Origin of the sequence: Brevundimonas sp. UBA2503 (genome assembly GCF_002341485.1) — a bacterium.
In the GTDB taxonomy this organism is placed as follows: domain Bacteria; phylum Pseudomonadota; class Alphaproteobacteria; order Caulobacterales; family Caulobacteraceae; genus Brevundimonas; species Brevundimonas halotolerans.
Genome location: NZ_DDOD01000009.1, coordinates 139,104 through 152,290, shown reverse-complemented (window position 1 = coordinate 152,290; position 13,187 = coordinate 139,104). Strand labels below are relative to the sequence as shown.

Genomic DNA, 13,187 nt, shown 5'->3' with positions numbered 1-13,187 from the left:
TCGCCCTCTCTTCGGAGGGAGCGGGCCTTTTGCTGTTCAGGGGGCGCGGACCTTCAGCCGAGCGCCCTGGATGGCCTCGACAACGACGCGCGAGCCGATAGCCGGAGAAGCCTCGCCCTCCAGCTCGGCGGCCCACTCGGAGCCCGAGATGAACACCCGGCCCCGCCCGTCCAGAAACGGCGTGATGACCTGGGCCTGCTGTCCGATCAGCCGCGAATCCCGGTCGTTGATATCGGGCATGTCGACCGGGTTCATCCGCTTGATCAGCCGGTTCGACAGAAGAGTCAGTCCTGCCGTCAGCAGGCCAAAGGCGATGATCTCGACCGCAAAGCCGTAGCGCAGGCCGATGGCCGTCAGCACCGCGACGATCCCGGCCGAAACTGCCGGCCACAGCAGCCACTCGCTCGACAGGGCTGACTCCACGGCCAGCAGTACGAGGCCAAGGCCCAGCCATATCCACCACGGCTGGCTGGCGTGAAGCGAAATGAGCGCGTCCATGTGCGTCTGTCCTGCCGTCAGGTACGGGGCACCGAACCACCCCCGGCGGGGCGGGTCGGCGGGGTGCGCGGCGCGGCGGTCCGCTGCGGTTGCGGCGCGGTCGGCGGCGTGCGGGTCTGTTGCTCGCGGGCCAGGCCCACCAGCTCGCCAACCCCGGCCAGGGTGCCGACCAGGCCGGACATCTCGGCGGGAACGATGACGGTCCGTTGCTGCGGGCTCCGGGCCAGTTCGGCGAAGGCTTCCACATACTTCTGGGCGATGAAGTAGTTGATGGCGTTGACGTCACCGGCGGCGATGGCCTGCGACACCATGGCGGTGGCCTTGGCCTCGGCCTCGGCCTCGCGTTCACGGGCCTCGGCGTCGCGGAACGCGGCCTCGCGGCGGCCCTCGGCCTCGAGGATGGCCGATTGCTTGGCCCCCTCGGCGCGGGCGATGGCGGCCTGCTTCTCGCCGTCCGCCTCGGTGATGACGGCGCGGCGCTCGCGCTCTGCCTTCATCTGGCGGGCCATGGCATTGGTGATGTCGACCGGCGGGGTCAGGTCCTTGATCTCGATGCGGTTGACCTTGACGCCCCAGGGCTCGGTCGCCGCGTCGATAACCGTCAGCAGGCGGCTGTTGATGCTGTCGCGCTGGAACAGGACCTCGTCCAGCTCCATCGAGCCGATCACGGTCCTGAGGTTGGTCGAGCACAGCTGGGTGATGGCATAGGGCAGGTCCTCAACCCGATAGGCCGCGGCCGAGGCACTCATCACCTGGATGAAGACGATGGCGTCGACCTTCACCATGGCGTTGTCCTTGGTGATGACCTCCTGCTGGGGGACGTCGAGGACCTGCTCCATCATGTTCATGCGGCGCCCGATGCGCTCGACGAACGGGGTCAGCAGGCTGATGCCGGGCGACAGGGTCTTGGTGTATTTGCCGAAGCGCTCGACCGTGAACTCCCGGCCCTGCGGCACGATCTTGATCACGCTGAAGAGCAGGATCACCGCAAAGACGACGACCACGATTCCAAAGATATCCAAGATTTGCATCAGCCACGCGTCTCCCTGTGTTTGCGACAGGCTAGGCGGTAATACGCCGCCCCGCCACAGAAACCGGACAAGGGTGCATCACTCTGCCGCGAGCCGCGCCACCGCCAGCCGGATGACGCGGATCGTCTCAGCCCAGGCGACGTGTTGCTCGACCTCGTCCAGCGGCCAGAAGCGAGCATCAGCAGCGTCGTCTCCGGCAACCGGCTCGCCCGACGTCCAGCGCGCGAGGAAGTCGATCAGCACATAGTGGCGTCCACTCTCGGGGAAAATGCCGTCGACCACATCGACCAGCGGGCCAAGGTCCGCCTCGACTCCGGTTTCCTCGGCCAGTTCACGCAAGGCGGCGTCGCGCAGGGTCTCTCCGGGCTCGACCCGCCCGCCCGGCAGGCTCCACTCGCCCAGTCGCGGGGGCTGGCCCCGCCGAATCAGCAGGACCTGATCGCCGCGCAAGCAGATCACCCCCACGGCCGCGACCGGCGCAGCCATGGGACGACAGTCGGTCGGTGACGGATCAGACATCCGCCCTTTTCCCCGGCCCCGGCATCTGAGACAAGCGGATATGGCTGTCCCCTCCCCCATGGCGATCTCCGAGTTGAAGCAGGCCCTCGGCCCCAAGGGGTGGAGCGAGGATGCCGATACCCTCGCCCCCTATCTGCGAGAATGGCGGGATCGCTGGCAGGGCCACACCCCCCTGTTGCTGCAGCCGGGCTCGACAGCCGAGGTTGCTGCCGTGGTCGCCATCTGTGCGCGGCATCGGGTGGCGATCACCCCCCAGGGCGGCAACACGGGCCTGGTCGGCGGCCAGATCCCGATGGGCGAGGTCCTGCTGACCACCCGCCGTCTGCGCGCCATTCGAGACGTCAGCCCTCTCGATGACGCCTTGACGGTCGAAGCGGGGGTGACCCTGCACGAAGCCCAGCAGGCAGCACTGGCGGTCCAGCGGCGCTTTCCGCTCAGCCTCGCCTCGGAGGGTACGGCGACCGTCGGCGGGGTGCTGTCGACCAATGCGGGCGGCACGTCGGTGCTGCGCTATGGCATGGCGCGCGATCTGGTGCTGGGGATCGAGGCCGTGCTGGCAGACGGGCGGGTGTTCAATGGCCTTAAACGGCTGCGGAAGGACAACACCGGCTATGACCTCAAGCAGCTCTTGATCGGGGCCGAGGGGACGTTGGGCATCATCACAGCCGCGACCCTCAAGCTGTCGCCGGTTCTGCGGGGGCGAGCCACGGCCATGGTTGGGCTGGACACGCCGCAGCAGGCGGTCGCACTGCTCGCCCGCGCGAAGGCCGAGTCGGGCGGCGGCGTTGAGGCTTTCGAACTGATGAAGCGGCTCGGCACCGAGTTGGTCCTGAAATGGATTCCGGACACGCGGGAGCCGCTGGAGAGCGCGCCGCCCTGGTCGGTGCTGATCGAACTGGGGTCGGGCGATGCCGACACAGCTCCTGCGGCGCTGGAACGGCTGCTGGCCGGGGCCTTCGAGGATGGCCTGATCCAGGATGCCGCCATAGCTGCTAACCAGACCCAGGCTGCGGCCTTCTGGCGGCTGCGGGAGGAACAGTCGGCAGGGCTGAAGCCCGAGGGCGGCGGCTGGAAGCACGACGTCTCCGTGCCCGTCTCGCAGATTGCAGACTTCATCGAGGAGGCCTCGGCAGCCGTCGAGGCCTTTGAGCCCGGCGCCCGGATCAGCGTCTTCGGCCACGTCGGCGACGGCAACCTCCACTATGACGTCCTGTGTCCCGAAGGCGCGGACCTGAAAGCGTTTCTGGCCCGCTGGGAAGCCGGGTCGCGGATCGTCCACGACATCGTCGCGCGCTATGACGGCTCCATCTCGGCCGAGCATGGCCTGGGGCGGCTGAAGACCGACGAGGCACGCCGCTACAAATCGGAGGTCGAACTGGATGCCATGCGTGCCGTGCGCCAGGCGCTGGACCCGCTGGGGACCCTCAACCCCGGCGTCCTGTTCTGACCCCCTGCGACGGACTGCCGCCGGTTTCATTCCCGGACGAACCTGACTAAGTCAGCCCCCGTCAGAGGGAGACCCGATGTGCTGATGATCCTGTCTCCGGCCAAGCGGCTGGACTTCTCAGACCCCGCAACCGAGGTGCCCGCAACGGCGCATCGGATGACCGACGACGTCCACAGCCTGTCGGTGACGGCGCGGCGCCAGACCCAGGCCGACCTTCGGCGGCTGATGGGCATCTCGGCCGATCTGGCCAAACTGAATCAGGTCCGGTTCAAGGCCTTTGACCCCGACAGTGAAGAGGGCCTGCAGGCCGCCCTCGCCTTCGCCGGCGATGTCTATCAGGGCCTAGACGCCCGCAGCCTTGCCGCAGACGATCTGGGCTGGGCCCAGTGCCATCTGCGTATTCTCTCCGGCCTGTACGGCTTGCTTAGGCCTCTGGACCGGATCCAACCCTATCGGCTTGAGATGGGCACGCGGCTGAAGACCCGCCGGGGGTCGAGCCTTTACGACTTCTGGGGCGACCGGATCTCCAAGGCCCTCAACGCCGATGCCGAGGGCCATGCTGATCCGACCCTCGTCAATCTGGCCAGCCAGGAGTATTTCGGTGCCGTGGACGCCAAGGCGCTGAAGCTGCCGGTAGTCAACATCCACTTCCGCGAAGAGAAGGACGGCGAAAGCCGGATCATCTCCTTCTTTGCCAAGAAGGCGCGCGGCACGATGGCGCGCTACGCCATCGAAAATCGCATCGATCGGGCCGAGGATCTCAAGGCCTTTAACAGCGACGGCTATGGCTTTCAGGCCAGCCCGTCGACCGAGAACGACTGGATATTCACCCGAACAGGAAATTCCTGACATCGCCGCGTGGCGCACCGCAGCATCACCCGCTATAGATCACGCCACGTTTCACTCACGAATAGGCATTCGATGTTCCAGTGGCCCAAGCGCGGTGACAAGGCAGAGTCCGAACAGGCCCGCCCGCGCGACATGAATGACCTGCGCGGCCAGGTCGCGGTGATCACGGGGTCGACCTCCGGGATTGGGCTGGCTCTGGCCCGGGCTGTGGCTGCGCGCGGCGGCGATGTGGTGCTGAACGGTCTGGGTGACCCGTCCGAGATCGAGCGCAATCGCGCCGAGATGGAGGCCGCCTGTGGCGTGCGCGTCCGCTATCACGGGGCCGACATGCGTCACGGCGAAGAGGTCGCCGACATGGTGGCCTTTGCCAAGCACGAGTTGGGACGGCTGGACATTCTGGTCAACAACGCCGGCGTCCAGCACGTCGAGGCCATCGAGAAATTTCCCGCCGACAAGTGGGAACAGATCCTCGCCATCAACCTGTCGTCGGCCTTCTATGCCACGCGGGCGGCGGTGCCGATCATGAAGGCCCAGGGCCGCGGCCGGATCATCAATGTCGCCTCGGCTCACGGTCTGGTGGCCAGCCCCTTCAAGTCCGCCTATGTCGCCGCCAAGCACGGCGTGATCGGCCTGACCAAGACCGTCGGGCTGGAACTGGCGCGCGAGGGGATCACCTGCAACGCCATCTGCCCCGGCTTTGTCGAGACGCCGATCGTCGACAAGCAGATCGTCGATCAGGCCCGCACCCACGGCATCTCAAAGGACCGCGTGCTCGAAGAGATCATCCTCAAGTCCCAGCCGACCAAGCGGTTTGTGACGACCGATGAGCTGGTCGGCATCTTCCTCTATCTGGTCTCCGACCTCGGGGCGTCCGCCAACGGCACCGCCTTCTCGATCGACGGTGGCTGGACGGCGCAATAGGCCGGATGGCGCGCAAGGCCCCTCCTCCGCCGGTCTGCCTGGCCCTGCAGGGCGGAGGCTCGCATGGGGCCTTCCAGTGGGGTGTGCTGGACCGGTTGCTGGAGACTGAGGCGCTGGATTACCGCGCCGTGACCTGCGCCTCGGCCGGTGCCATGAACGCCGCCGCGCTGATTTCCGGTCTCGAGGCTGGAGGCTTCGACGGGGCCCGGAAGGCGTTGGACAAGCTGTGGCGCGAGATCAATCTGTCCGGTGGCCGCAACGTCTTTGGCGACAGCTCGATCTGGAGCGCAACCTTCAGCCCGGCCTGGATGAAGGATACGCCGCTGTGGCGGTCCGCCGAAAGCCTGGCGATGACCATGTCGCCCTATCAATTCAATCCGTTCAACCTCAATCCTCTTCGACGAGTTCTGGACGCGGTCGTCGATTTCGAGGCAGTCCGGGGATCTGACATCCAGCTGTTCGTGGCCACGACGGCGGTCAAACAGGGCCGCGTTCGTCTGTTCGACAATGCCGAACTGACCGCGGATGTGCTGCTGGCCTCGGCCTGTCTGCCGCACCTGTTCCAGGCGGTCGAGATCGAGGGCGAGCCCTATTGGGACGGGGGCTATCTGGCCAATCCGCCGCTGTGGCCGCTGTTCTATGCCTCGACCCCCGATGATATCCTGCTGCTGCCGCTCAACCCGTTCCAGCGGGACGAGACGCCCCGGGACGCCGATGTGATCATGGATCGTCTGAACGAGATCGTCTTCAACGCCCCGCTGGTGGCCGAACTGCGGGCCGTCGCCTTCGTTCAGGACCTGATTGAGGCCGGGCGGCTGAACCAGACCGGCGACGACGGCTATCGCAAGCTGCGGATGCACGCCATCGAGGCTGACACCCATCTGTCGGACCTGCCGCTACGGTCGAAATTCGACACGGAATGGACCTTCCTCAACCGGCTGAAGGACAAGGGCCGGGCAGCGGCGGACGTCTGGATCAGCGACTGTCTGGCCCACGTCGGCAGGACGCCCAGCGTCGATCTCAAGGCTCGTTTCCTCTAACCGACGAACCCTGCAGCCCGGCGCAAGCGGTCGTTGATGGCTTCACCCAGCCCCGTGTCGGGAATCGGCGACACGGCAATCCCGGTTGGATGCTCACGGTCGGCCTCGCGCAACAGGCGGAACAGGCGCGCAGCCGCCTCGGTCAGATCGCCTGAGGGACTGAGGCTCCAGCGCGAATCGCCGACGCCGGGGCCGAAGCCCAGCAGGATCTCGCCCGGAGCGGCATCTGCGGCCTCGATCCGGACCGGCGCGTCGGGCGCATAGTGCAGGGTCAGACGCCCGGGCGACCGGTGCCCCTCGCCCGCGTCGGCCTCCAGCGGGCCGATCACGGCCTCGAGGTCTGCACGCGTGACGCTGCCCGGACGCAGCAGCCGGGGACGATCCCTCAGCAGCGACACGACGGTGCTCTCCAGCCCGACCATGCAGCCTCCGCCGTCCAGCGCAACCGCGGTTGCCGCACCGGTCTCCTCGACGGCATCGCGATACGTTGTCGGACTGGGCCGCCCCGACCGGTTGGCCGAGGGGGCGACGACGGGGCCGCCGAATGCCTCTATGACGCCCCGGGCCAGCGGATGTCCAGGTACCCGCACCGCCACACTGTCCAGCCCCGCCCGCGCGAGGTCACAGACCGAACTGTCCGGCAGGGCCTGCAGCACGAGCGTCAGCGGACCAGGCCAGAAGCGCGCGGCGAGAGCCTCGGCAATCGGCGTCATCACACCCACCCGCGCGGCGGCCAGGGCGCTGTCCACATGGGCGATCAGGGGGTTGAAGCGCGGGCGGCCCTTGGCGGCAAAGATCCGGGCCACCGCCTCGGCATTCGCCGCATCGGCGGCCAGCCCATAGACCGTCTCGGTCGGCAGCAGCACCAGATCACCGCGCGACAGGGCCGCTGCGGCCTCCGCAACCCGATCACTCACGGTCGGCGGGAGATGAAGGGCAGCATCCGGTGCAGCACATTGTCACGGTCGACGAAGTGGTGCTTCAGCGCCCCAAGGATGTGCAGGGCCAGCAGGACGTACAGCAGCTTGGCGCCCATTTCATGCGCATCCATGAATTGGCCCGCGACCTCGCGCCCGCCGGAGATCGGCAGCAGCGGCCAGTTGAACAGGCCGAACCACGCTATATCGCGACCGGCCGCCGAGGACGCCGCCCAGCCGCCCAGCGGCATACCGATCAGCACGACGTAGAACAGCACATGGGTCGCCCGGGCCAATAGCCTTTGCCAGCGGGGCATTTCGGCCGGAAGGGGGATGGCCGGATTGGCGATCCGCCAGCCCAGCCTCACAAGGGTCAGGACCAGAATCGACAGGCCGACCGACTTGTGAAGGCCCATCCACGGCCCGCCCTCGGTCGCATCATTAAGCATGATCAGGGCGATCTGACCGATCACCAGCACGGCGATCAACCAGTGGAGGATCAGCGAGACCTGCGAGTAGCGATTCCGGGGCTCAGCCATGACTTCCCTTCCGTGACGGCAGTGGACCAAACTTGGCAAATCCAGCGATCCCGGCCAAGTGTCGGCGCAATCGTATCGCTACCTGTTCGATCAAGGGAGTCCCAATGAGTTACCGCGCCCCGCTTCGCGACCTGGGTTTCACCCTGAAGCACGTCCTCGGCCTTGAGGACCTTCAGGCCACCGGGGCCTATCCCGACCTTGACGCCGATGTGGTCGATGCTGTGCTCGAGGCCGCCGGTCAGGTCTCCGAGGGCACCCTGGCGCCCCTGAACGTGTCCGGGGACCGCGCGGGCTCGAAGCTGGAAGGCGACGGGGTGATTCCCGCGCCGGGCTTTGGCGAGGCCTATCGCACCTTCATCGAGGGGGGCTGGATGGGGCTGGCCGCCCCGACGGCGCACGGCGGTCAGGGCCTGCCCAAGGCGCTGGAGCTGGCCGCGTTCGAGACCGTGCACTCGGCCAATATGGCCTTTGGCCTGTGTCCCATGCTGTCGCTGGCGGCCATCGAGGCGCTGGAGGCCCACGGCACCGAGGCCCAGAAGACCACCTATCTCGAAAAGCTGATCTCCGGCGAATGGACCGGGGCCATGGTCCTGACCGAGCCCAATGCCGGCTCGGACCTCGGCGCCCTGACGGCCACAGCAACGCCCAAGGGCGACGGCACCTACAGCCTCAACGGCCAGAAAATCTACATCACCTGGGGCGACCACGACATGACGGACAATATCGTCCACATGGTCCTCGCCCGCCTGCCCGATGCGCCCCCGGGCCCCAAGGGCATCAGCCTGTTCCTGGCGCCCAAATACCTGCTGAACGCCGACGGCTCGCGGGGCGAACGCAACGCCTTCCGCCCGGTCGGGGTCGAACACAAGCTGGGCATCCACGCCTCGCCCACCTGTGTCATGGCCTATGAAGGCGCCACCGCCGAACTGGTCGGCCGTCCCAATGAGGGGCTGGCCCATATGTTCACCATGATGAACGCCGCCCGCGTGGCCGTGGGCGTCGAGGGTGTGGGCATCGCCGAGCGCGCCTATCAGCACGCCCTGGCCTATGCCACGGACCGCCGTCAGGGCCGGTCGGTCTGGACCGGCGAGGCCTCGGCCCCGATCCTCGACCACCCCGATGTGCGCCGCACCCTGTCGGTCATGAAGGCCCGGATCGCCGCCGGGCGCGCTATCTGTCTGGCGACCGGCATGGCCGCCGATCTGGCCCGTAGCTCGGCCGATCCGGATGTCGCCCGCCAGTGGAAGGGCCGCGAGGACCTGCTGACGCCGATCGCCAAGGCCTGGTCAACCGACATGGGGGTCGAGGTCGCCTCGATGGGCATCCAGATCCACGGCGGCATGGGCTTCATCGAGGAGACGGGCGCGGCCCAATACTACCGCGATGCCCGCATCGCCCCGATCTATGAGGGCACCAATGGCATCCAGGCCATGGATCTGGTTGGCCGCAAGCTGTCGCAGGACGGTGGGGCCTCGGCGCGCCTGCTGATAGAGGAGATGAAGACGGTCCTGACTCCTCTTGCGGCCCTCTATGACGGCAAGCCGGTCGAGCGGATGGCCAACGCCTTGTCGGCAGTCGAGGACGCCACCCTGTGGCTGCTGGATCGCAAGGCGGCCGAAGATGGCACCGCCGATGTACTGACTGCGGCCGACGCCTATCTGAAGCTCATGGGCGATGTCATCGGCGGCTGGTTCCTCGCGCGCGGCGCCCTGGCGGCCCAGACGCTCAAAACCAATGGCGAGGGGGACGCCGACTGGCTGGACGGCCGTATCACCCTGTACGAAGTCTATGCCGCCAATGTGCTCGGCCATGTGTCGAGCCGTCTGGCCGCCATCGGCCAGGGCGGTGACCTGCTGCTGCGCATGACCCCGGCGGTTCTGGCCCCCTGAACCCCATCATGGCCGTTAGTTCATTTGACGCCCCGGCGCGGCGCGGATCATGGTGCCGCATTCCGATTTCCGCCCTTCTCTGGAGCCTGTCATGAACCGTCGGCAGATGATCGCGTCCACCGCCGCCACCGCCCTTGCGGCCGCCGCCTCCCCGACCCTTGCCCGCTCTGCGAAAGGCGCCCTCTCCAACATGCCCGTCCCCCCCGTCGCCAAGAAGATCCCGGTCACCATCGAACAGCTGGGCCGCACCCGGGTGGACGAGTACCAGTGGATGAAGGACGACAATTGGCAGGCGGTGCTGCGCGACCCGACCCTGATCAAGGCCGACGTCAAGGAGCACCTCACCGCCGAGAACGCTTATCGCGAAGCCATGCTGGCCTCGACCGAGCCGCTGCAGGCCACGATGTTCGAGGAGATGAAGGGCCGCATCAAGGAAGCAGACAGCTCGGTCCCCTCTCCTGACGGTCCATGGGAGTATTACACCGAGTACAAAACCGGCGATCAGCACCCGCGCTACATGCGCCGCACCCGCATGCCGACCCAGGCCGAACGGGACGCGCGACCGGGACTGATGCCGGTCATCACCGTTCAGGAGCTTTTGGACGCCAACGCGCTGGCCGAGGGCAAGGCCTATTCCGACGTCGGCGACACCGCCTGGACCCCCGACCACGCCCTGTTCGGCTATTCCGAGGACGCGCAGGGGTCCGAAGTCTACCGCATCTACGTAAAGGATCTGGCGACCGGCGAACTGGTGGGCGAGCCGATCGAGTCGGCCTCGGGCGGCCTGACCTTCTCGCCGGACAGCCAGTGGATTTTCTGGACCAACCGCAACGACAACGGCCGTCCGGACAAGATCTTCCGACGCCCGGCGCGCGGTGGCGACATCACCCTGGTCTATGAGGAAGAGGATGAGGGCATGTTCATCGGCGTCGGGCGCACGTCCGATGACCGCTTCATGATCATCGGCATCGGCAATCAGGAAACCTCCGAGACCCGCTACATTCCCGCCGACGACATCACCGCCACGCCGCGAGTCGTTGAGCCGCGCGAGGTCGCCCGCAAGTATGACGCCGACCACTGGGGTGATCGCTGGGTCATTCACACCAATGCCGACGACTCGATCGACTTCAAGGTCTGTGAGGCCCCGACCGGGTCGCCGGGCAAGGCCAGCTGGACAGACCTGATCCCCCACACGCCGGGCCGCTACATCGAGGGCATTTCGCTGGTGAAGGACTTCATCGCCCGCCAGGAGCGCGCCGATGCCAACACCCGGATCGTGATCCGCGACCGCGCGGGCGCCGAGCATGAGATCGCCGTCGACGAGCCCGCCTATGCGCTCAATCTGGCCGGGGCATCCGAGTTCGACACCACGGTCATGCGCTATGGCTATAACTCACCGTCCACCCCGACCTCGACCTATGATTATGATCTGGCGACGCGGGAGCGGAAACTCCGCAAGGTTCAGGAGATCCCCTCGGGCCACAACGCGGCCGACTATGTCGTCGAGCGGCTGAATGCCCCGGCCAGCGACGGCCAGCTGGTGCCCGTCACCATCGTCCGCCGCAAGACGACGCCGGTGAACGGCTCGGCCCCGCTGCTGCTCTACGGCTACGGCTCCTATGGCATCCCCATGTCGGCCAGCTTCTCCACCAACCGGCTGTCGCTGGTTGATCGGGGCTGGATCTATGCCATCGCCCATGTGCGCGGGGGCTCTGACAAGGGCTGGGGCTGGTTCCTCGATGCCCGCCGCTTCACCAAGAAGAACACCTTCACCGACTTCATCGCCGCCGCCGAGCACCTGATCTCGACCGGACACGGCAAGGCCGGGCACATCGTGGCCCAGGGCGGCTCCGCCGGTGGCTTGCTGATGGGCGCCGTCAACAATATGCGGCCCGACCTGTGGGCCGGAGTGATCGGCCAGGTGCCGTTCGTCGACGTCATCAACACCATGAGCGACGTCAGCCTGCCGCTGACCCCGCCGGAATGGCCCGAATGGGGCAATCCGCTCGAGGATGCCGAAGCCTACGACTACATCGCCAGCTACAGCCCCTATGACAACATCGAGGCCAAGGCCTATCCGGCGGTGCTGGCCACCGGCGGCCTTTCCGACCCGCGCGTGACCTATTGGGAGCCCGAGAAATGGGTCGCCCGCCTGCGTCCGGCCACCACCTCGGGCAAGCCGGTTCTGCTGAAGATCAACATGGAGGCCGGCCACGCGGGGTCGTCGGGGCGCTTCGACTATCTGAAGGAAGTCGCCCACGACTATGCCTTCGCCATCTGGGCGATCGACAAGGGCTGGGAAACGGCCTGAGCGCCTGGCCCCTCCTAGTGCGGGGCGATATCCCCCGGTGGGGTCCTTAGCCAGGGGGCCAGCTTCAGGCGCCGGGGCGGGCACGAGATGTCCCCGGACGTCCTGAAGCGGCAGGCGAAGTCGACCACATCGCGCAGGGTCGATTCGTCGAACGGCTTGCAGACCACGCCGAGCGCGCCGGCAAAGCCCTCAGGGATCTGCTCGGGGTTGGCGGTCATGAAGACCACAGCCACGCCGTGGCGCTCCACCAACTCACGGGCGATCTGCGGCCCGGTCAGTCCATCCAGAAGGTTGACGTCGACCAGGGCGAGGTCGGGCGTGTGCCGTCGGGCGAGCATGAGCGCGCTGGCCTGATCCATGGCCAGCCCTACGACCTCGCAGTCGTGGTCGGACAGCATCAGTTCCAGCTCCATCGCCAGGATGGGCTGGTCCTCGACGACCATAACCTTGATCTCTTTGGGCTGGTTAAGGTTCAACAGCACTACCACGCACCGCTGAACAGGGCGGCGTCACAGACCAAAGACCGCAATTGTCCGATTGCGTACACTTGGAACGCACCTGTATCGGATTGGTTCGACCTTTGCTATTCACCCGGTCGGGGCGTGTCTTTCGGGTATCAAATGGGCGTATCAGCAATCGATCCTCTGGACGGGGCGCAACCGGCGTCGACGCGTGAACTGAGGCTCATCCAGACGCTCATTTCCATCCGCTTGCGCGGCGTGACCGATCCCGAAGGGCGGCGGCACATGAACTGGGTCAGCGACCTGGTCAGCGCCATGAGCCTGATGGTTGAGCGGGGCACGCGATCCGGAGCTCCGGACTTCGGCACCTATATGGAAGAGACCCTCAGCTTCTGGACGAGGCTGTGCGAGTCGCGTGGATTGAAACTGTCGGTGAACGGTGAGGTTCCCGCCCTGCCGGACAATCTGCACCTGCCGCTTGCCCTCGTCCTGCATGAGATCATGGGCGAGGTCGTACGGCATTACGAGCCGGGCGCGGTCGGTCAGGCCGCTGCCGTGGCGTTTGCGGCCTCCGCGACCGAAATCAGCATGGTCGTCAGCGCGACGACACCGGCCGGCGACGACGCGGTCCACGCCGAGAGCATGGCCTTGGTGGAGGGGTTGGTGGCCCTGCTGGGCGGTCAGGCTACCGCCTCAGAGCCGCAACGGGGCGGGCTGACCGTGAAGGTCCACCTGCCCCTTACAGCGCGTCAGTTGCAGTAGGGC

13 protein-coding genes are annotated in these 13,187 nt (G+C 66.8%); 7 read left to right on the top strand and 6 right to left on the bottom strand.

What is annotated here, in order from left to right:
- Positions 1-36 precede the first annotated feature (36 nt).
- From B4K74_RS04330 to B4K74_RS04320, 3 genes are all read right to left on the bottom strand, one after another.
- A complete protein-coding gene (locus B4K74_RS04330) occupies positions 37-498 on the bottom strand; it encodes an NfeD family protein (protein ID WP_286691901.1) in 462 nt (153 codons plus the stop codon).
- A gap of 17 nt (positions 499-515) precedes the next feature.
- Positions 516-1,514, bottom strand: a complete 999-nt coding sequence (locus B4K74_RS04325) for an SPFH domain-containing protein (RefSeq protein ID WP_164461882.1) — start codon at positions 1,512-1,514, stop codon at positions 516-518.
- 93 nt (positions 1,515-1,607) lie between these two features.
- Complete coding sequence (locus B4K74_RS04320; RefSeq protein ID WP_286691900.1) at positions 1,608-2,048, bottom strand: NUDIX hydrolase; 441 nt, start codon at positions 2,046-2,048, stop codon at positions 1,608-1,610.
- A gap of 40 nt (positions 2,049-2,088) precedes the next feature.
- Between B4K74_RS04320 and B4K74_RS04315 the strand changes: the two genes are divergently transcribed.
- The 4 genes from B4K74_RS04315 (at position 2,089) to B4K74_RS04300 (ending at position 6,305) form a co-directional block, all read left to right on the top strand.
- Positions 2,089-3,495 carry an FAD-binding oxidoreductase gene (locus B4K74_RS04315; RefSeq protein ID WP_286691899.1) on the top strand — a complete coding sequence of 469 codons (1,407 nt, stop codon included), beginning with the start codon at positions 2,089-2,091 and terminating at the stop codon, positions 3,493-3,495.
- Between the two features lie 78 nt (positions 3,496-3,573).
- Positions 3,574-4,344 carry a peroxide stress protein YaaA gene (gene yaaA / locus B4K74_RS04310; RefSeq protein ID WP_286691898.1) on the top strand — a complete coding sequence of 257 codons (771 nt, stop codon included), beginning with the start codon at positions 3,574-3,576 and terminating at the stop codon, positions 4,342-4,344.
- 132 nt (positions 4,345-4,476) lie between these two features.
- Positions 4,477-5,265 (top strand): 3-hydroxybutyrate dehydrogenase, encoded by a 789-nt coding sequence (locus B4K74_RS04305; RefSeq protein WP_286691964.1) that lies wholly within the window; start codon positions 4,477-4,479, stop codon positions 5,263-5,265.
- Positions 5,266-5,270: 5 nt separating this feature from the next.
- Positions 5,271-6,305, top strand: coding sequence for a patatin-like phospholipase family protein (locus B4K74_RS04300; RefSeq protein WP_286691897.1), 1,035 nt, complete (start codon positions 5,271-5,273; stop codon positions 6,303-6,305).
- On the opposite strand, the gene B4K74_RS04295 is transcribed toward B4K74_RS04300, so the two are convergent.
- Both B4K74_RS04295 and B4K74_RS04290 read right to left on the bottom strand, forming a co-directional pair.
- On the bottom strand, positions 6,302-7,222 hold the full coding sequence (locus tag B4K74_RS04295) for an L-threonylcarbamoyladenylate synthase (RefSeq protein WP_286691896.1): 921 nt from the start codon (positions 7,220-7,222) through the stop codon (positions 6,302-6,304). The genes B4K74_RS04300 and B4K74_RS04295 overlap by 4 nt on opposite strands.
- A complete protein-coding gene (locus tag B4K74_RS04290; protein ID WP_286691895.1) occupies positions 7,219-7,761 on the bottom strand; it encodes a cytochrome b in 543 nt (180 codons plus the stop codon). The genes B4K74_RS04295 and B4K74_RS04290 overlap by 4 nt, the downstream gene beginning before the upstream one ends.
- A gap of 104 nt (positions 7,762-7,865) precedes the next feature.
- On the opposite strand from B4K74_RS04290, the gene B4K74_RS04285 reads away from it, so the two are divergent.
- A complete protein-coding gene (locus B4K74_RS04285) occupies positions 7,866-9,650 on the top strand; it encodes an acyl-CoA dehydrogenase (RefSeq protein ID WP_286691894.1) in 1,785 nt (594 codons plus the stop codon).
- 91 nt (positions 9,651-9,741) lie between these two features.
- On the top strand, positions 9,742-11,961 hold the full coding sequence (locus B4K74_RS04280; protein WP_286691893.1) for a S9 family peptidase: 2,220 nt from the start codon (positions 9,742-9,744) through the stop codon (positions 11,959-11,961).
- 14 nt (positions 11,962-11,975) lie between these two features.
- On the opposite strand, the gene B4K74_RS04275 is transcribed toward B4K74_RS04280, so the two are convergent.
- Complete coding sequence (locus B4K74_RS04275) at positions 11,976-12,443, bottom strand: response regulator (RefSeq protein ID WP_286691892.1); 468 nt, start codon at positions 12,441-12,443, stop codon at positions 11,976-11,978.
- A gap of 138 nt (positions 12,444-12,581) precedes the next feature.
- Here B4K74_RS04275 and B4K74_RS04270 point away from each other — a divergent pair, with 138 nt between their 5' ends.
- Positions 12,582-13,184, top strand: coding sequence for a hypothetical protein (locus B4K74_RS04270; protein ID WP_286691891.1), 603 nt, complete (start codon positions 12,582-12,584; stop codon positions 13,182-13,184).
- The last annotated feature ends 3 nt before the right edge of the window (positions 13,185-13,187 follow it).